This is a genomic window from Brevibacterium zhoupengii, assembly GCF_021117425.1.
GTDB classification, from domain to species: domain Bacteria; phylum Actinomycetota; class Actinomycetes; order Actinomycetales; family Brevibacteriaceae; genus Brevibacterium; species Brevibacterium zhoupengii.
In genome coordinates this window covers 3512534-3532688 of record NZ_CP088298.1, presented here as the reverse complement: position 1 = coordinate 3532688, position 20155 = coordinate 3512534, and the positions used below count along the sequence as shown (strand labels likewise).

Genomic DNA, 20155 nt, shown 5'->3' with positions numbered 1-20155 from the left:
GCAATTAGCTCCTCACCATGATTCGAGGAGACAACACGGGATGATTCTCAACGACTATCTGGAGCGCTACAGATCAGCGAGAAAGCAGGACAAGGGCTGGATTCTCGACGAGATCGTCGTTATGACAGGGTGGTCGCGCGACCATGTCCGCAGGCTCTTGGCTCAGTTGGCGCGAGGGCAGAAGCCGCTTCCCGACGACTCAGGCGAGCCGCGCCACAGAGAGGGCAAATACTCCCACGAGGCTCGAGCAGTATTGGAGAAAGTCTGGGATTGGTCGGGTCGCCAGAGCGGAAAGTATCTGGCTGCAGCGATGCCTGTGCTGCTCGAGGCTTTGGAACGTCATGGTTCCCTGATGCTCGGCGAAGACGGTTATGGTCCTGAGATACGGGAGGAGCTGCTGTCTGTCAGTCCGGCCTCGATCGACCGCTATCTGCAGTGTGCTCGAACCTGTGATTTTGCGACTCGCAATGTGTCGACGAGGCGCTCCCATGCGCCCAGTGCCGAGTTCCTCGACTTCGCCGGCGGAGAGAATGAGAATGAACCCGGCTTCTTCATGGCCGACACTGTGGCCCACACGGGTTCGACCGTGGGTGGGCAATCCGTCATCACTCTCAACGCCACATGCCTGCACACCGGATGGGTGTTCACTCGAAGTCTGGCTGACAACGCTCCGGAGCGCGTCGCCGATATTCTGCAGTGGGCACTCGACGAGATCACGGGCATTCCCTTCTGGGTCAATGCCGTCGAATTGAGCAATGCGTGCGAGAGAGTCCACGAAGTTGTCGGCTCGTGGGCACAGGCGCTTGATATTCACTACAGTCCTGTAGCCAAGGATCATCGCCGAGACCGGCTGCCGGAGGCGTCAAAGCATCAGCACCTGGTCCACGAATACGGGTTCGTCAATCGCTATGACACTGAGGAAGCCAGATGGGCTCTCAATAACCTGTGGAGGGCGGTCAACGATCGGCTGAATTTCTTCACACCTATTCGTAAGCCGGTCGCCTGGGCCAAGGACTCTGCTGGCCACCGCAAGCGAATCTACGACGATCCGGCGACGCCGCTGCGCCGATTGAGCGACGCTGGCGTGATGTCGCCTGTTCAGGAAGCCGAACTGATCACCTACCGCAACAGTCTCAACCCTGCACAGCTTGCAGAAGAGATCAGTCAGTGGCAGAAAGAACTCACGAAGATCACCGCGACAGCAGGGTGATCGGACTGCCTTTGATGGCAGTTGATCCGATAGTAAAAGCTTCAATCGTAGCAGGAGACCCTGCCGTGAAACCACCCCTGAGATTGACTTTGAGACAAGTCGTTATCGGGGGATTACAATCGCGTAACTTCCGGGTACAGTAAAGACCGAATGTGATCTGACGAACCTTCGAAGCCCGGCGCAACGATACGTGCTGACCCGAGTTGGGGACGTGCCCTGAGGATCGGGATGCGGTGTTCTGGCCGGGTGTCACCGAAGGCGGAGTCGACCACCGTCTGAGGATGTCGGTGTGCAGCCAAACCATCCTCGAGCACCGGGTGAACCGGTTGTCAGAAGAGCGTCTTGGGAGATGGCAATGGAATTGCGTGCACTGATGGAAGAGAGCAAACGGTGACGGCGAGCGGAACTCTGGTGCAGCCTAGCCTGCGAGAGAACTCATGATCCAAACGGTCGCCATCGCCATGATCGCCTACGCGGGTGTGGCCGTCTTCATCATCATCCTGCTGCTGTCCAAGGCTGACTACGGGAGATCGTGGCGCGATCGCAGAGATGCTGCGCGCATGGGTTTCTTCGTTCCCGTCTGGCCTCTATTGGTGCTCTACCTGATCTTCCGCGCATTGTCGCGCATGTGGCAGATGGCCGAATGGGGACAGGCGCGCTGACTCACCCACCAGTGCAGAGACTGGATGGCGCAAGTCAGCGCGATGCGCCTCGGATGCGCTTCAGTCGTTGGGCTGGCGCGAGTAGGCGATGAGAGCTCGGTAGAGATCGATCGGTGCACAGTTGGCGCCCTTGGCCAGGGACTTCACCAGTTTCCGGTAGGACTGGTAATCAGTCTGATTCGGGTTGGGCGACTCAAGCAGACCGAACTCGTGTAGGACTCCCGTGGCGCGGGAGTCCATGATGGAGAACTTCTTCGAGTCGAACACCGCAAGGAGGGTGCTGGCCAGTGGTCCGCCGACTCCCGGCAGTACCTTGAGGAATGGCAGTCGCAGGTGGTTCGGGGTGTCCTCGTCCAGTGCCACCGCTGTCACGTATTCGATGTCATCGGCGTCGAGACTCTCAAACGTCGCCTGTGCGGCGACGGCCTTCCACTCGGCGACCTTGAGGAATTGCTTGCGCTTGTACGACTCGCGTTTGACGACCTTGGGCCCGATGGAATCGAAGATCTCAGCCTCGATGTCGGTGACCGTGTACTGAGGTTCGAACCGGAGCACGAATGCTGTATCGATGACGCCGCTGGAATCGTTTTCGGGGGTGGAGTTCATGACGTGATTGTACAGAGGAGCGTTGATCAGAAGATGAACACCTGACAACGGCTCGAGAAGATCAGTCGGCGGCATGGCGAAGCTGAGAGGAAGCTGTCAACGACTACGATGTCAACGTATTGCAGCATCCCCTACAGGCTGTCCCCGCAGTCAGGAGAATTCCATGGCAGAGAACATCCCCACTCGTGCCGAGCCGACTACAGCCCGATTCGAGGCACTGGCCACCCGCAGCCTCCCATCGTCTGAGGCTGGTGCACCATCTCGTCTCGAGCGAGGCAAGACCGGCATCCTCACCAACACGATCCGCCACGTGATCAGTGACCAGGGCCTCGATCTGGCCGCCGGTCTGGCGTTCTATGCGCTGCTGTCGATAGCACCGGCGACTCTTGCCCTCGTCTCAATGCTCGGTGTTGTCGGTGAGGCGAAGTCGACCACCGAGGCTGTTCTGGGCCTGACTTCGGACCTGTCGGCCGAAGCATCGCAGGCGATTCGGCCGATCGTCACCGAGTTGGTGTCGTCGCCGGCGGCCGGTCTCACTCTCATCGTCAGTGTCGCGGTCGCGATCTGGTCATCGTCGAAATACGTCGGTGCCTTTGGACGTGCGGCGAACAGGGCCTACGCTGTTGAGGAGACCCGGCCGCTGTGGAAGCTCAAGCCGATGATGCTGCTCATCACTCTGGTGCTGCTGCTCCTGATGGCCGGACTCGGGCTGCTGCTCGTGGTCTCAGGGCCCATCGCGGAATCCATCGGCAAGCTTGTCGGTCTGGGGCCGGTGGCGGTGATGATCTGGAGCATCGCCAGGTGGCCCGTGGTGATCTTCTTCGTCATGCTCGCCATCGCTCTTCTCTACTATGCGACTCCGAACGTCAAGAAGGCGACGTTCCGGTGGTCGAGCATCGGGGCGTTCGTTGCCCTCGTTGTGCTGATCGTCGTCTCTCTGGGCTTCGTTCTCTACATCAACAATTTCGACAACTACAACGCCACCTACGGCACCATCGGTGGTGTGATCGTCGGATTCGTCTGGCTGTGGATGGTGAACCTGGCCTTGATCTTCGGTTCAGAGCTCGACGCTGAGATCCACAGGCCCCAGCTTTCTGACTGACCCGGACCGATCGTCGCTCTGAGCCAGCCCGACGTCAGTCCTGCTTCGATCCGACTTCGGCCCGCGACGCCAAGTGTCGTATGGTCACATCATGAGTTCTGACCGGTCCGATGCCTCGACGTTCACCCCAGCTCTGCTGGGTCTCGTGTGGACGGCGATGTTCGGTTTCTCGGCATTCTTCTTCAGCTATTCCACGATGGTCTCGATCGCTGCCGTCCACGGCCTCTCGGCAGTCACCGGCGGGTCGGTGCTCACGACGATGATGATCGGCGTCATCGCAGTGCAGCCGTTTGCCCCATGGGTGGGTAGGGTGCTCGGACTCAAGGGTGCCTTGTTCTTCGCCCTCGGACTCCAACTTGCAGGTCAGATCCTCGGGCTGGTGGTGCCTGTGCCGCTGCTCGGTCTCGTGCTGGCAGGTGTGTGCGGGGGAGTGGGCTTCGGTCTCTTCGTCGTTCTTGCCAATGCCGCAGTGCCGGCCACCACCTCCCCGGGGCGCATCGGCAAGGCACTGGGAATCTTCGGCGGGATCACCTCATTGGCCGCGGCGGTCGGTGCGCCCCTCGGCCTGTGGCTGGTCGGCACGGTTCCCGTGTGGACATTTCGGATGATCGTGTGCGTCTCTCTTCTCCTCGCGGTGCCGACCGTTGTGAAGTACCTGCCCGGTCGAGAGAGCAGGACGAACAGGGAACCCACGGATGACTCCGGAGTCGCGGTGCACTCGCGGACCGATAAGGGCCAGTCCCAACGCAAAGCCGGCCGCAGCCTCGGCGATGCCCTTTACCTGGTCATCATGCTCTCCCCGTTCCTCGTCGGCATGGTGGTCTTCGGTCTCATCGTCGGGTTCGGCCCTGGCGAGGACGTCGCCGGCGCCGCGCTCTACATCGGCGCAATGCAGGTTTCGGCGGTCGTCGGTCGATTCGTCGCCGGGGCCATCGCTGACAGGTTCTCACCTTTCGCCCTCAACCTTCTCGGCCTTGCCCTGGCGGTCATCGGACTGGTCGTCACGGTGTTCGTCTTCGGCGGCATGCTCTTCCTCGCCATGATGATCATCGGGCTGGGGTTGGGCACGCTGCAGTCGGCGAGTCTGATCATGGCCTTCGCCAATGTCAGCACGCCGGGGAAGGCCAGCGTGGCGTGGAACATGAACTTCGATATCGGATTGGCCATTGCCGGCGTCCTCGGCGGACTCGGCTTCACCTACCTCGGAGACTCTGCGACGTTCCTCGTCTGTGCGCTGCTGCTGCTCGTTGCCGGTGTCGCGTCCTGGATTCTGCGCACCATTCGCCGTTCACGCTGAACTCCTTCGTCGCGCTTGCCGGGTGTCAGCGACGCTCAGAGTGTTTTGTCGGACGGGCCGGTCTGGCCGTCGAGTTCGGCGAGCAGTCCCACCGCGGCTCGTGTGTACTCGCCGATCCAACGGTCGTGGATGCGTTTGATCGGCAGAGGGGCCAGGGCCAGCTGACGGGTTCGACCGATCCGGCGTCCTGCGGTCAACTCGGCCTTCTCCAAGACGCGGATGTGCTGCAGGACGGTCGTGCGGTCCCGGTCGGGAAAGGCGGCGCAGACCTCGCCGGTTGTGCGCGGCTCGTCACGAAGCAGGTCGAGGATTCGGCGACGAGTCGGATTTGCCAGCGCCTTGAAGACCGCATCATCGCGAGCATCGTCGTCACTTGCAGACAAGACCATTCCCTTTTCGTTCGACATGTGGTAAAAATATCACATGAACGATGAGCAGAGCGACAAAGGTGCACAGCTGGAAGAACTGTCCTTCACGGTCATGGGCTACATTTCGAAGACTCCGCATGAGACTTATGAGGCTGTCGCCGACCCGGCGCAGCTCTCGAAGTACTTCACCACCGGAGGTGCGCGCGGACGGTTGGAGCCCGGCGCCGAGGTGACCTGGGACTTCGCGGATTTCCCCGGTCGGTTTCCCGTCGAGGTCATCGAGTCCGTTCAGGATGAGAAGATCGTCGTTGCGTGGGAGGGCTCGGAACATGCCACAGCCCCGAGCACGACGACGACCTTTGAGTTCTCGCCTATTGACGACGGTGCTCGAACTTTGGTGACGGTGACCGAGAAATCGTGGAAGACGACGGTCGGCGGGGCCGAGGGAGCCTTCGGCAACTGCATGGGCTGGACCGGAATGCTCGCAGCACTCAAAGCCTGGATCGAATACGGCATCGATCTGCGCGAGGGCTTCTACAGGTGATCAGCCGGCCTTCTTGAAGAGATCAGTTCGAGGTGATCCGACCAGCGGACTTTGGAGAATGAGGCGGGGTAATGGTCGGCTTCACTCGACGTCTCGCCTGAATGTGCCAGATGAGAATCGACGAGGTTGCTGCCAAGAAGATCGCCTGCAGTGCGGTTCTCGGAAGCAGGGTGTCATCCCAGGCCAAGTCGGCTCCGGCTGTGCCGGTTCCAGATAGAGCCTTGTAGATGTTGGCCGGAAACATGGCGATGAGCATCAGTGAGAGACCGCCCGCAGCCCAATGGCGAGTCCCTGCCCAAAGCAGTCCGAGCGCGCCGGCCAGCTCGAGAGATCCGGTGAGCGTGACCAGGAATTCCGGAGCGGGCAGACTCGGGGGAACCATAGATACGAGCTCGGCGCGCATGCCGATAAAGTGCGAGGTTCCGGTGACGAGGAACATTACGACGACTCCCGCGCGAACGGCAATCTTCCAGGGCAGCCACGACGGTTTGAGCGTTCGCCCGATGAGGTGGACCACGAAAGTGGTCACCAGCAGAAATATCAGGGGCGCCATTGGGTGAACTCCTTGATGATGGGGCGAAGGAACTTGACACTGTAAAGATTCGCATCGATCAACGATCTTGTCAATGAAAAGATTGCTCGTTAGGATCTTTTCATGGCCTATCACCACGGAGACCTGCGCCGTACTCTGCTCTCAGCAACCGCCTCAGCGATCGACGAAGAAGGCGTTGCGAAACTGAGCCTGCGCGCTGTGGCCAAACGGGCGGGCGTCTCCAACGCGGCCCCGACTCACCATTTCGGGGATAAGGCGGGCATGTTGACGGCACTGGCCGCCGAAGGATACGACCTCATGGCTGACGCGATGTCGGAGTCGGGACGGCAGCTGAACCTCGTTGACATGGGCGTCGCCTACGTGACCTTCGCGCTCGATCATCCTGCGCATTTCTCTGTCATGTTCCAGCCGCATATGCTCCGCGAGGACGACGCCGATCTCAGCCGAGCGCAGCTGAGATCGCAGATCGCGCTCAGTGAAGGCACCGCACGGTCAGTCGAAAATGCCGGGGGCAAGCCGAACGAGGATGCCCAGCTTGCTGCGTGGTCGCTCGTCCACGGCTATGCGACGCTTGTACTGAGCGGCGCCATCACGGATCCAGACCCAGTGACACACGCGCGGACCATTGCGAGTCATTTCGCCGCGATCGTCGAACGACCCTGATCTGCTGGTGGTGCTAACACCCGGCCTTGGCTCGAATCAGCCCGGTGTGTTCGCGCCGTGAGAGTTCTTGATGAAGAAGGACCCGACGATGCCGAAGATGCCGATGACCGCGGCTACGAAGAAAGCGACGTCCGCACCGTGGACCAGGCCTTCGACTCCATAGACTTCGGGGTCGCGTGTTGTGGACACCATGATGGTGACCAGGACGGCGGTGCCCACTGAGGCGGCGATCTGGCGGAAGGTATTGTTGAGCGCCGTTCCGTGGGGAATGAGGCTCTGCGGCAGCTGGTTGAGTGCCGCAGTCGTCACCGGCATCATCACCATCGCGACCCCGAACATGCGGATCGTGTTGACCACGGCGAGGTAGATGAACGAAGTGTCGGCCGCGAGGTCGGCGAACATGAATGTGGTGACAGTGAGCAGTGTGAACCCGGCAACGGCCAGCCATTTGGCGCCGATGGCATCGAAGACTCGACCGGTGACCGGCGACATCAGTCCCATGACAGCTGCACCGGGCAGAAGCACAAGGCCCGATTCCATGGCGGTGAAATCGTTCATGTTCTGCATGTACAGCGGCAGGATCATCATGCCGCCGATCATGACGATGAACACGCACATACCCAGAGCAGTGTTGAGTGTGAACATGCGGTAGCGGAGTACCCGGAACTCGAGCATCGGCTGGTCCAGTTTGAGCTGGCGCGGAATGAAGATGGCCAGTGCGATCACGCCGACGGCGAGGGGAATGATCACTTCGAGGCTCAGCCAACCGGCGTCACCGGCGGTTCCGAAGCCGAACAGCAGGCCGCCGAAGCCGAAGGTGGAGAGGATGATGGAGAGGACGTCGAGCTTGGGGTAGGTGCGCTCGGTGACGTTCTTGAGGATGAAATAGGCGACGATGATGTCGATGACCGCGATCGGCAGCATCATGTAGAAGAGGACTTCCCAAGGCAGGTGATCAACGATCCAACCGGAGAGGCTCGGACCGATGGCCGGAGCGAAGGCGATGACGAGGCCGAACGTGCCCATCGCCGTTCCGCGTTTCTCCACCGGGAAGATCGCGAAGAGGATGGTCTGCATCAGCGGCATGATGATGCCGCCGCTCGAGGCCTGAATGACTCGTCCGAGGAGAAGGACAGGATAGGTCGGTGCCACCGCACACACCAAGGTGCCCACGATGAACAGCAGCATCGCAGTGAGGAAGAGGCCGCGTGTGGTGAATTTCTGGATCAGGAATGCCGTGATCGGAATCATGATGCCGTTGACCAGCATGAAGCTCGTCGTCACCCACTGCGCGGCGCTGGCCGTGATGTCGAAGGACTGCATGAACGCGGGCAGCGCAGTGTTGAGCAGCGTCTGGTTGAGGATGATGACGAATGCGCCGGAGACGAGAACCGCGAGCACTACATTCCGGTTGAATGGCTTGCCATCAGCCGTCGTGCTCTTGCCCGTATCCGCATCTGTCACTGAAATTCCCTCTTTCTCCTCAGCATCTGCCTTCACCGGCACGGTCGGCGGCAGTGCAGATCCGTCTGTCCGCACCACGTCGTTGCCCAACCGCGCCGTGCGAGTCTACTCCCCAGTGAATCGGACACTAGGGACAGGGTATCGCCAGAGGTCAAGAGTGAGGTGTCATGGAGGTGTCGCGGAGACGACCGCTCGGCTTCAGCCAAGACGACCGGTCGTCTTCAGTCGATCGGCGAGACGCGGATGAGGTTGCCATCAGGATCGGCGACGACGAAGGTGCGCCCGAACACCTCATCGTGTGGTTCGTCGATGACGGTCACTCCCTTCGCTGTCCACTCGGCAAAGAGGCTGTCCACCGCCGAGGTTGTGCCGGGGATCATCAGTCCCACCTCGGAGGTGCGGGGCGGGTTCTGTCCGACGACCTCGGCGCGACCGCTCCAGAGGGCGAAGAGGACTCCGGGAGCCACGGTGAATGGCACGTAGCGCGGGGTGAGCATATCGGGTTCCATGTCGAAGAGGTCGCTGTAGAATTTCGTCGCACGTTCGACGTCGGTGACATAGATGAGGAACAGGTTCGGCGTGGTCATGATCGTTCTCCTTCGGCGCAGCAGGACTGTGTGACTTCTTCATCCTGTCACCCGCATCTGACACAGGATTCGCAAACGTGTATCTGAGCTGGCCGCGCAGTTGGCTGCGCAACACCACCTGAAAGAACAGGGTATGTTGTAGGTGGCGAAAGGTTGAGAGGCATGATCTTCGGTAGATGGGGCACGTTCGGTCGGTTTCTCGTGCTCGCGACTGTAGTCGGCATGCTGAGCGGTGTGCTCTGGTATCTGGCCCTCATTGCTGTCGGAGGATGGGACGCAACTGCCGATGATCTGAGGATATTTCCACTGTTCGCCGCCGTCGGAGGCGGACTCGGACTGGTGATGGGAGTCCCCGCCTATTGGACGGTGCGACTCTGCGTGCAGTGGATAGCCTCTCGCGCAGCATCTGTGCTCTTCTTCTTTGCCCTCGGCGCCGCCTCGGTGGTGGTGACTTTGACGATCGTGGCACTTGTTTTCGGGAGCGGCCCGGCGACACTCTTCACTGCCAACGAGGCATACGACCTGCTGTATCTGCCTCTGTTCGCAGCCTTGGGAGGCGTCCTCACCGCAGCCGCCGCGCCACTCGTACTCCGACCGACCCCGGAGCCGCTGCACCGCGAGAACAGCCCGAGCCTCACGAAATCAGCGACTGCAGGGTGATCTGATCACACGATTCGCGTCGCCGGGGACTTCGTCTTCGACGGATTCGTCTCCGGCAGATCGCCGAGCGCCTCATCGATACGAGCGAGCACCTCGGCGTCGAGCTTCACACCGGATGCCGCGACGTTCGACTCAACCTGCTCGGGACGTGATGCGCCGACAAGAGCAGTGGCCACATTGTCGTTCGACAGCACCCAGGCGATGGCGAGCTGCGCCATGGTCAGACCCAGGTCGGCCGCGATCGGCTCGAGCTTGGCGACGGCGTTGAGCGTCTCGTCGTTGAGATAGCGGTCGGTGATCGTCTCCTTGCCGCCATTCTCGTCGGTCGCACGCGAGCCTGCGGGAGCGGGCTGGCCGACCTTGTACTTGCCGGTGAGCACACCCTGGGCGATCGGGGACCAGACGACCTGGGAGATGCCGAGTTCCTTCGAGGTCGGAATCACTCTGGGCTCGATGACGCGCCAGAGCATGTTGTACTGCGGCTGGTTCGACACGAGCTGGATGCCCAGGTCGCGGGCCAGATGGTGTGCGGCACGCAGCTGGTCGGCGTTCCACTCGCTGACGCCGATGTAGAGCGCCTTGCCTGCACGCACGATGTCCGCGAAGGCCTGCATGGTCTCTTCCAGCGGAGTCTCGTAGTCGTAGCGATGCGCCTGATAGAGGTCGACGTAGTCGGTGCCCAGGCGGGACAAGGAACCGTTGATGGACTCCATGATGTGCTTGCGGGATAGGCCGGTGTCATTGTGACCCTTGGGCCCGGTCGGGAAGTACACCTTGGTGAAGATCTCCAGGGATTCGCGACGCTGACCCTTGAGCGCATCGCCGAGGACCTGCTCGGCCACGGTGTTCGCGTACACGTCGGCAGTGTCGAAGGTGGAGATGCCGTTGTCCAAGGCAGCATGCACGCACTTCGTTGCGGTGTCGTTCTCCACCTGGGAGCCGTGCGTGAGCCAGTTTCCGTACGTGATTTCCGAGATCTTCAGGCCGCTGTTTCCAAGATATCTGTGCTCCATGGACCCAGCCTACTGCGGGGAGGCAAGCCCCGTCAGTGGTTCCCGAGCATCGTTGATTCGAATGCCGTCGATGTCCTCGCCGAGGTAGCTGTGGGCGGTGCGTTCTCCGCGAGGTGTCCGCGCAGGATGTTCGCAAACCCGGTGGAGTCTCCCGTCCGCAGGTGTTCGACCAGAGAGGCGTGCTCGGCGATGATCTCTTCACACCGGTCGAGGAGCCGGTCGCCGGAGGCGAAGAGGATGAAGCGGTGCCGGTCGGAGAGCTGTGAGTACAGTTCGAGCATCACCTGGTTGTCACCGGCTTCGACGAAGCCGCGATGGAACTGCAGAGTCAGGTCGATGAAGGCGGCGATGTCACCGGTGTCGAAGGCCTCACGCTGAGCGTGAATCGAAGTGTCGAGGGCATCGGCCAGCTTCTGTCGCAATGCATCCGGGGCCCGGTCGACCGCGGTGGTCTCAAGTACGAAACGGGCATCGGCGAGCTCGGCGACGGTGCGCTCATCGACTCCTTGGACGATGGCCCCGCGCTTGGGGTAGATGACGATCCACCCTTCATCCTGCAGCCTGGCAAGAGCCACTCGCACCGGAGTGCGGCTGACTTCGAGATCGGCGGCCAAGCCGGCTTCGCCCAGCATGGTTCCCGGCTGGTGAGTGCCATTGAGGATCTGAGTGCGGATGAGCCGATAGGCACGCTCGGCTGCGCTGGTCTTCTCGTTGCTGCTCGTCATAATCGCACGCTCCTCTCCTGACTCGGCTTTTCTGATGTCACAGTTGGACTCGCGGCCCACAGATGGACTCATGGCCCACCAGGTCGATCATCTCACTCAACGCACCTGCGAGGCCTCCGCAGCGTCATCCTCGGTCGGCGTTGGTGCGCGGCCCCTGCTCGGCCAGCGCATGAGCGGCACGGCCCGGATCGATAACGCCAGGGTGATGAGGAGGACGACGGTGGCCATCAGATTGATCCACAGGAACCCGCCTGCCTGCAGCACAGTGCCGGCCATCGCGGCCATGAGCGCACCGCCGAGGTTCATCGCCGCATCCGATGCACCTTGGAGAGTGACCTTCGCATGCTGGGGCACCGAGGCAGTCAGCAGGGCCGATCCGCCGATGAGGAACATCGACCAGCCGATGCCGAGGAAGATCAGCGCAATGCTGAGCAGGACCATGGACGAGACCTCGGCCGTGGCATCGATGACGCCGAGGATGATCGCCGTAGCGAAGACGAGGACACCACCGGCGATCACGGTTCCCGGTCCCCACCGGTCGGCCATCCAGCCGAAGACAGGGGAGAGGGCATACATGCCGGCGATGTGGACGCTGACGACGATGCCGATGGCACCGAGGGAGAATTCCTGGTGGTCCATGTGCACCGGGGTCATGACCATGACGTTGGTCATCATCATCTGCCCGGCGATGATCGTGATTATCGCGAACAGCGGCACCGGGCGGGCAAGCGCGAAGCGCAGTGCCGGGCCCAGCTTCATCGTCGGCGGTTCGACAGCGGAATCACCGGAGTCACTGGACTCAGCGGTCTCCGCGGACTCGGGGACCGCCTCGGCGGCACCGGGTTTGATCTTCTTCGTCAGCGTCGACGCGACCAGGGTCGCCAGTCCGAATGCGGTCATCGAGATCAGGTAGGGCCCGGCGAGTTCATTCATGCCCAGGGCCGCGCCGAGGTGCGCGCCCGGTGCCGTGAAGCTGGGCCCGAGCACGGAGCCGACCGTCGTCGCCCACACGACGAGCGACATGGCTCGCCCGGCATTCGCGGGATCGACGAGATCGACCGCGGCATAGCGGGCCTGCAGGCCAGAGGCCGTCGCGGAGCCGCACAGCATCATCCCCAGCATGAACAGCGGCAGGAACTGCAGAGCGACGCCGAGGAGGACGACCGTCGCGCCGATTGTGCCGATGCCGAATCCCAAGGTCAGGGCGGTTCGCCGGCCGGCCTTGCCAGCCAGTACCGCGAGAGGATAGGCGATAAGACCGGCGCCGAGAATGACGCTCATCTGCGCGATGCCCGCCATCGAGGTCTTGCCGGTGATCTCCTCAGCCAGCAGACCGCCGACCGCGTAGCCGGAGGCGATTCCGGCACCGGAGAGCAGCTGTGCGGTGATCAGCTTGGCCTGTGCGCGCGTGCGGGTCTTCATCGACGCCTTCCGTTATCTCAGTCGTGTACCCACACAACGTATCTTGGATCCATCTTGGATACAAGATGGTTCTATGGTCGCCGAGGTGGCTCCGAGGCGATCGTGATGTGGCGGTCCGTGCCCGGGGACTCGAGTTCGTCGTTGACTGCCACCGCGAAGTCCTCGGCGCTGATGTGCGATCGCCCCTCGTGATCGGTCAGCAGCGTCGTCGTGCCGCGTCGGTAGGTGCCGCTGCGAACTCCTGGTTCGAGAACGGCAGGAGGGCTGAGATAGGTCCAGTTCTCATTCGAGTGTTCGCGGCAGGCCGTGAGTTGGGCGACGCTGGCGGCGGCCGTCGTCCGCCACCTCGTGGGGACGAAGCAGGGGTCGTCGACGACCAGCCGATCAGGATCCTTTGGTGAGTGCAGCGGCCCGGCACCTCCGACGACGAAGATGGGGAGGCCGGCACGGGCGCTGGCGGCAAGGACCGCCTCGGTGATGGTGATGAACGCATCCTCCTCACCAGGCACGACGCGGACGGTGAGCACGACGGCATCGGCACGCTTGAGCACAGAGTCGAGGTCGGCGGCGTTGCTCGCATCTGCCTGCGTCGATGTCACCCCGCTCCGGGGTTGGTGAAGCGGCGTGCGTGAGGCTGCGATGACGTGATGGTCACGGCTGGCCGCCTCGGCGACGATGCGAGTCCCGACCATTCCGGTGGCTCCGATGACAGCGATTCTCATTTTCGTTCTCCATTCTCAGTGCGCGGGCTCAGCTGCCCGCAGAACAAGGCGGCCAGGGCAAGGGCGAATCCGGCGAGCTGGACGAGGTTGAGCGACTCCCCGGCGAAGGCGACGCCCACGGTGGCTGCGACTAACGGCGAAAGCAGGCCGAGCAGGGCCGTTGCCGTGACGGGGAGCCGGCCCAGCCCCCGAAACCACAGGGTGTAGGCCAGCAGGCCGCCGATGAGCCCCAGCCACAGGTAGCCGAGGAGGCCGGCACCGTCGATGGTCTCGGGAACTCCCTCGATGAGCAGGGTCGGGACCAGTAGGACGAGACCGCCGGCGCTGAGTTGCCAGCCGGCGAAGCCAACCGCGCTGACCCCGGCTGGGCGACCCCAGCGTTTGATGAGGATGACGCCGGTTCCCATCGCCGCCGCACCGCCGATGCCTGCGAGGATCCCGACCGGGTCGAAGCCGGCACCCGGACCCAGCACCACCATGCCCACACCCACCGCACCGACGAGTCCCCAGACCAGACGCCACCGAGAGAGGGCCTCGCCGAGGACGATGACTGCGAGGAAGGTGACGAGGATCGGCTGCGTGGCGCCCAGGGTGGCCGCGACCCCACCGGGCAGACGCTCGGCGGCGACGAAGAGCAGCGGGAAGAAGATCCCGATGTTTAAGGTGCCCAGCACGAGGGTCTTCCACCACCAGTCGCCGTGGGGCAGTCGACGGGCGATGAGCAGACCCAGGAGCCCTGCGGGGAGGGCGCGCATGAGGGCCGCGAACAGGGGATGATCGGCCGGCAGGAACGCTGTGGTCACAAAGTAGGTCGTGCCCCAGGCCGCCGGGGCCAGTGCCGTCACCGCAGTCACCAGGGCCGCCGAGCCGGTGGCCTTGCCGGTGATGGGGGCAGAAGAGTGTGTCGTTGTCATGGCTCCAGCATCGAACGCAGCAGTTCTATGAGTCCAACACATAGTTCTCATCGCAATGATCGTGTGTCACGATAGATGAATGGAATTGCAGCAGCTGCGCTATGTTCTCGCCGTCGCCGAGGAACGCAACTTCACCCGCGCGGCCGTGAAATCGCATGTCGTGCAGTCAGCACTCAGCCACCAGATCAAGACCCTCGAACACGAACTCGGTGTCCAGCTCTTCGCCCGCACCAGCAGACGCGTCGAACTCACCGAGGCCGGTGCGGCCTTCCTGCCAGCGGCCAGGGCCACACTCGATGCGGCCCAGCGTGCCATCGCCGAGGCGACCTCGACCACAGGAGACCTGCGCGGTCGGCTGCTCATCGGGGCGATTCCGACCGTGACGACCGTGGACGTCACCGCCGCGCTCGGGGCCTTCCATCGCGCCCATCCGAACGTGGAGATCGGACTGACGACCGGCGGCAGCCTCGACTTCGTGACCGCAATCCGCGAGTCGGACATGGATGTGGCGGTGCTCGGGCTCCCCGATGCCACAGCCCCAACGGGGGTGTCGACCGAGGTGCTCGCGCACGAACGCCTCAGCGCCGTAGTGTCCCCTAAGCACCGGTTGGCCTCGCGCCGTCGGCTTCGCCTGGAGGATCTGGCTGCCGAGACCTTCGTCGACTTCCCGTCAAGCAGCCCGGGCCGGTCCCAATCCGATCGAGCTTTCGCCGCTGCAGGGCTGAGCCGCTCCGTGGCCTTCGACGTCATGTCCACCGAGGTGATGCTCGATCTCGTGGCCCAGGATCTGGCCGTGGCCCTGCTGGCGCCGGATGTCGTGCCCGAGAACAGTGGGCTCTCGACTGTGCCGATCGCCGATGGGCCGACGCGGATAGAATATCTCGCTTGGAGTGAATTCAACCCGAGTGCAGCGGCGCTGGCCTTCCTCGACATCCTTCGCGCCACCTCGGCGCAGAAAGTGAGCCCTTGATGATCCGACGCACCCGCAGCGACGATGGGATCCTCACGATCACGATCGACAACACCACAAGTGCGAATGCGCTGCGCCCGGGCATGCTCGACGCTCTCATCTACGCTTTCGAAGCGGCATCGGACAATCAGGAGCTGCGCGGGGTTCTGCTCACCTCGGCGGGTCACAAGGGCTTCTCCGCGGGAATGGACACCTCGCAGTTCAAGCACGCGAATGCCTCTCTTGCTCACGTGACGATCACTCGGCTGGGGCAGGTGTGCGAGGCGATCAAGAACTGCGATCTGCCCGTGGCCGTCGCCATCGAAGGCTACTGCATCGGGGGAGCGGCCGAGATCGCTGCGGCCGCCGACTTCCGGGTCGGCGGCACCAACTCCTGGTACGCGATGCCCGAGGTGCGCATCGGCATCCCCTCGGTCCTCGAATCCGTCAATCTGCACCGACTCATGGGGTGGACGAAGGCCACGGAACTCATCCTCACCGGCAGCCGTTTCACCGCGGCTGACATGGAACGATGCGGCTTCCTCAACACCGTCGTCGAGGACAGTGCGGTCGAGGCCCGGGCACTGGAGTACCTGCACGAGACGATGAAGGCCGACCGTGCGGTCATCGCCCAGCAGAAGCGCCTGCACCGGACGTGGAAGAACAGCTTCGAACGCGAGGCGCTCGCCGACAGTCGCAAGGAGTTCGCGCTCGCATTCGCCCGGAAGAACGACTGAGTCGTCACAACGACTCAACAGGCACTACGACTGACCGACGAAGCCCCAGGGCTTGCCCGCCGAGGTGGCGGTGGGGTGAGATAGGCGAGTGGACTTTCTGGGGTTGGTGCTTGTCGGCGTTCTGGTCGGACTGACCACTGTGCTGTTCGGATTCGGCGGCGGCTTCGTCACCGTCCCGATCATCACCCTCGTCCACGCCGACCTCGGCAGCGACACAGCACGGGTGGCCGCAGCCACCTCGGCGCTGGTCATGCTCGTCAACGCAGTCGTCTCCACACTCTCCACGAAGCGCGAGACCCTGGCCCACCTCAAAGGGGAGTGGTGGCTATTCATCCTCCTCGCCGCCGGTGGGGCCTTCGGGGCATTCTGCGCCAAATTCGCACCCGAGACCCTGCTGAAATGGGGCTTCGTCATCTACATCGCCGTGACCGCGATCGACCTGCTCGCCCGTCCCGGCTTCTTCCGCCGAGGTGGGCCGAAGGTCCGCGATGAGCACCTGAGTGACGGCGGTCGCGGCATTGCCGCCCTGTTCGGGTTCCCGATCGGTGGCCTGGCGTCATTCCTCGGCGTCGGCGGCAGTGTGATGACGGTGCCGATGATGCGCCGATCCGGGGCGACGATGACGGTGGCGACCACCCTGGCTAACCCTCTGACCTTGGTGATCATGCTCCCAGCTGTTCTCGTCACGATCACGACCCATGCCTCCACTGCGGTTCCGGGGATGGTCGGCTCGGTGGACCTGCGTTCGGCGCTCGCCCTGCTCATCAGCGCGATCCCGCTGATCGTACTCCTGCGTCGCCGAGTGCCGAAGATCCCGGAGATCATCCACGCCTGGGGCTATTTCATTCTCCTCATCACCGCCGGAGTCGTCGTCGCGGTGTCGTGATCGCGGTGTCGTGATCGGGGCGTCGCCACGTGAACTCTGGGCCGCATCGTCGTTGTGTGAGGCTCGGCCAAGCCGCGGCACCGATGCGGCACCGATGCGGCACCGAGGGGCTCCTTTGTCATCGACGGGCTACTCTATAGCCTGCTCCCGCGACGGTAAGTGGGCCGCTCGATGTGGCTGCAGGGCCTAGAGGCTGTGAGACAGTCTGTCTGCAGGTGGCAAGCCCCGGGTCCTACCCGTTCCGGCGGCGCTGACGCAGCACCTCGGGCAGACCGAAGTAGATGGGCGGCCGCGCGGAGACTTCCGGCGCACGCTCGGAGGACCCGCTAGCACCGGATCCTGCGCTGCTGGGTCCGCTGCCACCGAATCCAGCGCCACTGGGTCCGCTGCCATCGAATCCTGTGTCCTCAGGTCCTGTGTCGCTCGCTCCGCCTAACGCCCATGCGCTCTCCCAGCTGATGAGCTCGCCGGCGTGGCAGACGGGATCGCCGCCGCTCGAGGGTGGTTCGGCCCATAGCCACAGGTTGATCCCGTACTCGATGAGGGTGAGTTTCTCATCCCGTTCCCGGACCGTGTTCTCTTTGACCAATGCCGCACGCACCCTCGCCGAGGTGGTCTCGAGTTCCGTCCACCCGTCCTGTCGATGTGGGAGGAAGACCCACGTCCCCGCGAGGACGTCGGCAGGCACAATCTCCTCCGCGGTCATTACCGTGATGAACTCCTCCGAAGCCCGGGTGCCGGTGACCGGATCAGCGCTGTCAAGGAGGTCGGCGAAGCAGGTGCGGGCCACCTCGGCGGTGGGGGAGACGATGAGGATGTGGGGCGCTTGGGCCCGGACCTCATCACGACTGAGGTGAGTGAAGGTATTCGCCCCCATCGTCGCCAATACCTGGATCCAGAGTCCTGGGATCGGGGCACCGGTGATCAGACGATTCGACTCAGGACGTTCTGCATCGTGTCGCACGATCGACTCCCTTCCTTCGTCACCGACGATTGTGTTCCCTTCCACCATGGCACGAACCGGTGCTCGGCCTCAGCTCTTTGCCTGTTGATCTCTCGTCCGGCGATGGTGGCTGGGCCGGACACCGTATTCGCGGTGGAAGGCGGTGCTCAGAGAATAGCCGCTGGAATAGCCGACCTCGTGGGCAACGGACTCGACGGTCGCATCGGTGCGCTGGAGAAGGTCGGCGGCCAGACACAGTCGCCACCCGTTGAGATACGACATCGGAGGCTCGCCCAGCAGATCAGTGAAACGGCGCGCCAAGGTGGCACGCGAAACCAGTGCCTGACGCGCCAGCGCCTCGACGGTCCAGCCGCGGTGTGGGGCCTCGTGCATGGCTGCCAGAGCGGTACCCACGACCGGATCCGAATGTGCCCGATACCAACCCGGTGCCCTCGCCTCAGGGAGGGCGAACCAGTCGCGCAGGGCACCGGCGAGCACCAGATCGAGCAGTCGGTCGAGGATCGCCTGCTGACCTGGTTCCTCACGCAGGATCTCTGCCTCCAGCAGCTGCAATGATGCTGTGCGCTGCACGGCCCGCGGCACGACGAGGACACGTGGCAGAGTGCTCAGCAGGCGATCGGCGATATGCCCGGTGGCGGTGAAGGAGCCGGTGAGCATGGCGTCATCTGCCTCCAACTGCACACCACACGTGCGAGCGCCCAGCGCGATGTTCTCGGACTCGGCGCCGTCATCAGCGAAGCAGACTCCGGTCTGGGTCTGAACGTACATCGGGGTGGGATTCGCTGCGGGGTCGCTGGTCACGTCGAAGGGGGCTTGTCCGACGACAATGGCGATGTCGTGGGGATAGAGCTCATGGGATTCTTCGCCGTCGACGATCCATGCCTCCCCGCGCAGCATTGTGACCAGAGAGAGTGAAGCGTCTTCTGCGAAGGTGGCGCGCCAGGGCGGGTTCGCGAGAGTCTGGCCCACCAGCGCGCCGGAGGAGCGGATGTGCGTGAGTACATCGGAGAGCGTGTCCACACCCTCAGCTTAGACGCTGAAAGATCTTTATGAGACTGTGAGCGATTCTGCGTCTCACTCTTGTGCGGTGAAATTGGCATATGAACACATTTCATGAACCCACACCAGGCCGCGCCCACTGGGTCTACACCCACCCGCGGCACAATTCCCTCAACCAGCACCTCCTTCAAGCCGGGACCAAGGCACTGTCTGAGCACTACTATGTGACGGTGTCTGACCTCTACGCCGAGGGATTCAACCCGGCGCTGAGCGACACTGACTTAGGCAGCCTGGCCACCGTTGCCGGCAACGTCTCGGACCTCGCCGGTCTGGCATATGCACGTGGCGAAGTCGAACCCGAGGTCAGACGAGAACAGGAGCGGCTGGCGGCCTCCGAGCTGCTGGTCCTGCAGTTCCCACTCTGGTGGTACGGGCCACCGGCGATGCTCAAGGGCTGGTTCGATCGGGTGCTGCAGACAGGATTCGCGCAGGGGGAGACCGATGAAGCCTCCGGTCTGCCACGCAGGTACGGCGACGGGAGGCTGATGGGCAGAAGGGCCCTGATCGTCGTCACCGCAGGAGATGATCAGCGCACTCTGGGGCCGCGCGGAGTCAGCGGTGACCTTGAATCGCTGCTCTTCCCTCTGACCCATGGTGCCCTCTGGTATGTGGGAATCGAAGCATTGGATCTCCACGTGGTCTATGAAACAGGCGGCATTGGAGAAGCAGGGCTTGAGCGCGAGGGGCAGCGCTTGGCTGAGCGGATCAACGGTCTCTCCGGTGAGCGGCCGCGGTCCTACCGGAGATTGCTGGGTGGAGACTACGACCGAGCAACTCGCGCTTTGGTCGGTACGGTCAAACCCGGTCGCACGGATTTGGCTATTCACCTCAGCGACTGATGGGCCGGGCGCCGTAACCGCGGTGGCCGAGTGGCCTGAGCCAATGCTGAGTGACCCTGAGCCAATGCTGAGTGACGTGGGCCAATAACGAATCCGTCTCATTGTCCACAGCCAGCGTGCTTTCGGTGCGGAGCCACCATATTATGACTGTAGTGGATCGCGACGCGGCATCTTGGCCGCGCACGGTCCACGACCACGTTCTCACCCCT

At 63.0% G+C, this 20155-nt stretch carries 23 protein-coding genes; 11 read left to right on the top strand and 12 right to left on the bottom strand.

All coding sequences use genetic code 11. The annotated features are described in order from the left end of the window. Positions 1–40: 40 nt before the first annotated feature. Both LQ788_RS16060 and LQ788_RS16055 read left to right on the top strand, forming a co-directional pair. Positions 41–1210: an integrase gene (locus LQ788_RS16060; RefSeq protein ID WP_231442695.1), complete on the top strand. Its 1170-nt coding sequence runs from the start codon at positions 41–43 to the stop codon at positions 1208–1210. A 437-nt stretch (positions 1211–1647) separates the two neighbouring features. Further along, on the top strand, positions 1648–1872 hold the full coding sequence (locus LQ788_RS16055; protein ID WP_231442694.1) for a hypothetical protein: 225 nt from the start codon (positions 1648–1650) through the stop codon (positions 1870–1872). Between the two features lie 60 nt (positions 1873–1932). On the opposite strand, the gene LQ788_RS16050 is transcribed toward LQ788_RS16055, so the two are convergent. Next, entirely contained in the window at positions 1933–2478 is a 546-nt protein-coding gene (locus tag LQ788_RS16050) for a hypothetical protein (protein WP_231442693.1), read from the bottom strand. A gap of 163 nt (positions 2479–2641) precedes the next feature. On the opposite strand from LQ788_RS16050, the gene LQ788_RS16045 reads away from it, so the two are divergent. Continuing rightward, the gene (locus tag LQ788_RS16045; protein WP_231442691.1) at positions 2642–3580 is read left to right on the top strand and encodes a YihY/virulence factor BrkB family protein; all 939 of its coding nucleotides are present in this window, start codon (positions 2642–2644) and stop codon (positions 3578–3580) included. A 91-nt stretch (positions 3581–3671) separates the two neighbouring features. Then, positions 3672–4877 (top strand): MFS transporter, encoded by a 1206-nt coding sequence (locus LQ788_RS16040; protein WP_231442689.1) that lies wholly within the window; start codon positions 3672–3674, stop codon positions 4875–4877. Positions 4878–4912: 35 nt separating this feature from the next. Here LQ788_RS16040 and LQ788_RS16035 read toward each other — a convergent pair whose 3' ends face one another. Further along, a complete protein-coding gene (locus LQ788_RS16035) occupies positions 4913–5284 on the bottom strand; it encodes an ArsR/SmtB family transcription factor (protein WP_231442687.1) in 372 nt (123 codons plus the stop codon). 16 nt (positions 5285–5300) lie between these two features. Here LQ788_RS16035 and LQ788_RS16030 point away from each other — a divergent pair, with 16 nt between their 5' ends. Beyond that, positions 5301–5789, top strand: coding sequence for an SRPBCC domain-containing protein (locus LQ788_RS16030; RefSeq protein WP_231442685.1), 489 nt, complete (start codon positions 5301–5303; stop codon positions 5787–5789). 22 nt (positions 5790–5811) lie between these two features. Here LQ788_RS16030 and LQ788_RS16025 read toward each other — a convergent pair whose 3' ends face one another. Beyond that, the gene (locus tag LQ788_RS16025) at positions 5812–6342 is read right to left on the bottom strand and encodes a DoxX family protein (protein WP_231442683.1); all 531 of its coding nucleotides are present in this window, start codon (positions 6340–6342) and stop codon (positions 5812–5814) included. Between the two features lie 102 nt (positions 6343–6444). On the opposite strand from LQ788_RS16025, the gene LQ788_RS16020 reads away from it, so the two are divergent. Further along, positions 6445–7005, top strand: coding sequence for a TetR/AcrR family transcriptional regulator (locus tag LQ788_RS16020; RefSeq protein ID WP_231442681.1), 561 nt, complete (start codon positions 6445–6447; stop codon positions 7003–7005). 36 nt (positions 7006–7041) lie between these two features. Here LQ788_RS16020 and LQ788_RS16015 read toward each other — a convergent pair whose 3' ends face one another. Next, positions 7042–8469, bottom strand: coding sequence for an MDR family MFS transporter (locus LQ788_RS16015; RefSeq protein ID WP_231442679.1), 1428 nt, complete (start codon positions 8467–8469; stop codon positions 7042–7044). A 221-nt stretch (positions 8470–8690) separates the two neighbouring features. Next, a complete protein-coding gene (locus LQ788_RS16010) occupies positions 8691–9056 on the bottom strand; it encodes a VOC family protein (protein WP_231442672.1) in 366 nt (121 codons plus the stop codon). A gap of 162 nt (positions 9057–9218) precedes the next feature. On the opposite strand from LQ788_RS16010, the gene LQ788_RS16005 reads away from it, so the two are divergent. Next, entirely contained in the window at positions 9219–9716 is a 498-nt protein-coding gene (locus LQ788_RS16005; protein ID WP_231442670.1) for a hypothetical protein, read from the top strand. A gap of 5 nt (positions 9717–9721) precedes the next feature. Here LQ788_RS16005 and LQ788_RS16000 read toward each other — a convergent pair whose 3' ends face one another. The 5 genes from LQ788_RS16000 to LQ788_RS15980 all read right to left on the bottom strand — a co-directional run bounded on the left by LQ788_RS16000 (position 9722) and on the right by LQ788_RS15980 (position 14512). Beyond that, positions 9722–10729: an aldo/keto reductase family protein gene (locus LQ788_RS16000; protein WP_231442667.1), complete on the bottom strand. Its 1008-nt coding sequence runs from the start codon at positions 10727–10729 to the stop codon at positions 9722–9724. A gap of 32 nt (positions 10730–10761) precedes the next feature. Further along, complete coding sequence (locus tag LQ788_RS15995) at positions 10762–11454, bottom strand: GntR family transcriptional regulator (RefSeq protein ID WP_231442665.1); 693 nt, start codon at positions 11452–11454, stop codon at positions 10762–10764. A 96-nt stretch (positions 11455–11550) separates the two neighbouring features. Further along, positions 11551–12876 (bottom strand): MFS transporter, encoded by a 1326-nt coding sequence (locus LQ788_RS15990; RefSeq protein WP_231442663.1) that lies wholly within the window; start codon positions 12874–12876, stop codon positions 11551–11553. Positions 12877–12947: 71 nt separating this feature from the next. After that, the gene (locus LQ788_RS15985) at positions 12948–13598 is read right to left on the bottom strand and encodes an NAD(P)-dependent oxidoreductase (RefSeq protein ID WP_231442661.1); all 651 of its coding nucleotides are present in this window, start codon (positions 13596–13598) and stop codon (positions 12948–12950) included. Then, on the bottom strand, positions 13595–14512 hold the full coding sequence (locus tag LQ788_RS15980) for an EamA family transporter (protein WP_231442659.1): 918 nt from the start codon (positions 14510–14512) through the stop codon (positions 13595–13597). The genes LQ788_RS15985 and LQ788_RS15980 overlap by 4 nt, the downstream gene beginning before the upstream one ends. A 79-nt stretch (positions 14513–14591) precedes the next feature. Here LQ788_RS15980 and LQ788_RS15975 point away from each other — a divergent pair, with 79 nt between their 5' ends. The 3 genes from LQ788_RS15975 to LQ788_RS15965 all read left to right on the top strand — a co-directional run bounded on the left by LQ788_RS15975 (position 14592) and on the right by LQ788_RS15965 (position 17084). Next, a complete protein-coding gene (locus LQ788_RS15975) occupies positions 14592–15482 on the top strand; it encodes a LysR family transcriptional regulator (protein WP_231442657.1) in 891 nt (296 codons plus the stop codon). Continuing rightward, positions 15482–16198, top strand: a complete 717-nt coding sequence (locus LQ788_RS15970) for an enoyl-CoA hydratase/isomerase family protein (RefSeq protein ID WP_231442655.1) — start codon at positions 15482–15484, stop codon at positions 16196–16198. The genes LQ788_RS15975 and LQ788_RS15970 overlap by 1 nt, the downstream gene beginning before the upstream one ends. 88 nt (positions 16199–16286) lie before the next feature. Further along, positions 16287–17084, top strand: coding sequence for a sulfite exporter TauE/SafE family protein (locus LQ788_RS15965; protein WP_231442654.1), 798 nt, complete (start codon positions 16287–16289; stop codon positions 17082–17084). A 232-nt stretch (positions 17085–17316) separates the two neighbouring features. Here the strand turns inward: LQ788_RS15965 and LQ788_RS15960 are convergent, their stop codons facing one another. Together LQ788_RS15960 and LQ788_RS15955 are read right to left on the bottom strand one after the other, a co-directional pair. After that, positions 17317–18048 (bottom strand): hypothetical protein, encoded by a 732-nt coding sequence (locus LQ788_RS15960; protein ID WP_231442651.1) that lies wholly within the window; start codon positions 18046–18048, stop codon positions 17317–17319. A 69-nt stretch (positions 18049–18117) separates the two neighbouring features. Then, entirely contained in the window at positions 18118–19068 is a 951-nt protein-coding gene (locus LQ788_RS15955) for an AraC family transcriptional regulator (RefSeq protein WP_231442649.1), read from the bottom strand. An 80-nt stretch (positions 19069–19148) separates the two neighbouring features. On the opposite strand from LQ788_RS15955, the gene LQ788_RS15950 reads away from it, so the two are divergent. Beyond that, on the top strand, positions 19149–19946 hold the full coding sequence (locus tag LQ788_RS15950; protein WP_231442647.1) for an NAD(P)H-dependent oxidoreductase: 798 nt from the start codon (positions 19149–19151) through the stop codon (positions 19944–19946). Positions 19947–20155 lie beyond the last annotated feature (209 nt).

Bases quoted from the DNA above. Each gene is read 5' to 3' on its own strand.
- LQ788_RS16060 (WP_231442695.1), top strand. From the start codon at position 41: ATGATTCTCAACGACTATCTGGAGCGCTACAGATCAGCGAGAAAGCAG.
- LQ788_RS16055 (WP_231442694.1), top strand. From the start codon at position 1,648: ATGATCCAAACGGTCGCCATCGCCATGATCGCCTACGCGGGTGTGGCC.
- LQ788_RS16050 (WP_231442693.1), bottom strand. From the start codon at position 2,478: ATGAACTCCACCCCCGAAAACGATTCCAGCGGCGTCATCGATACAGCA.
- LQ788_RS16045 (WP_231442691.1), top strand. From the start codon at position 2,642: ATGGCAGAGAACATCCCCACTCGTGCCGAGCCGACTACAGCCCGATTC.
- LQ788_RS16040 (WP_231442689.1), top strand. From the start codon at position 3,672: ATGAGTTCTGACCGGTCCGATGCCTCGACGTTCACCCCAGCTCTGCTG.
- LQ788_RS16035 (WP_231442687.1), bottom strand. From the start codon at position 5,284: ATGTCGAACGAAAAGGGAATGGTCTTGTCTGCAAGTGACGACGATGCT.
- LQ788_RS16030 (WP_231442685.1), top strand. From the start codon at position 5,301: ATGAACGATGAGCAGAGCGACAAAGGTGCACAGCTGGAAGAACTGTCC.
- LQ788_RS16025 (WP_231442683.1), bottom strand. From the start codon at position 6,342: ATGGCGCCCCTGATATTTCTGCTGGTGACCACTTTCGTGGTCCACCTC.
- LQ788_RS16020 (WP_231442681.1), top strand. From the start codon at position 6,445: ATGGCCTATCACCACGGAGACCTGCGCCGTACTCTGCTCTCAGCAACC.
- LQ788_RS16010 (WP_231442672.1), bottom strand. From the start codon at position 9,056: ATGACCACGCCGAACCTGTTCCTCATCTATGTCACCGACGTCGAACGT.
- LQ788_RS16005 (WP_231442670.1), top strand. From the start codon at position 9,219: ATGATCTTCGGTAGATGGGGCACGTTCGGTCGGTTTCTCGTGCTCGCG.
- LQ788_RS16000 (WP_231442667.1), bottom strand. From the start codon at position 10,729: ATGGAGCACAGATATCTTGGAAACAGCGGCCTGAAGATCTCGGAAATC.
- LQ788_RS15995 (WP_231442665.1), bottom strand. From the start codon at position 11,454: ATGACGAGCAGCAACGAGAAGACCAGCGCAGCCGAGCGTGCCTATCGG.
- LQ788_RS15990 (WP_231442663.1), bottom strand. From the start codon at position 12,876: ATGAAGACCCGCACGCGCGCACAGGCCAAGCTGATCACCGCACAGCTG.
- LQ788_RS15985 (WP_231442661.1), bottom strand. From the start codon at position 13,598: ATGAGAATCGCTGTCATCGGAGCCACCGGAATGGTCGGGACTCGCATC.
- LQ788_RS15980 (WP_231442659.1), bottom strand. From the start codon at position 14,512: ATGACAACGACACACTCTTCTGCCCCCATCACCGGCAAGGCCACCGGC.
- LQ788_RS15975 (WP_231442657.1), top strand. From the start codon at position 14,592: ATGGAATTGCAGCAGCTGCGCTATGTTCTCGCCGTCGCCGAGGAACGC.
- LQ788_RS15970 (WP_231442655.1), top strand. From the start codon at position 15,482: ATGATCCGACGCACCCGCAGCGACGATGGGATCCTCACGATCACGATC.
- LQ788_RS15950 (WP_231442647.1), top strand. From the start codon at position 19,149: ATGAACACATTTCATGAACCCACACCAGGCCGCGCCCACTGGGTCTAC.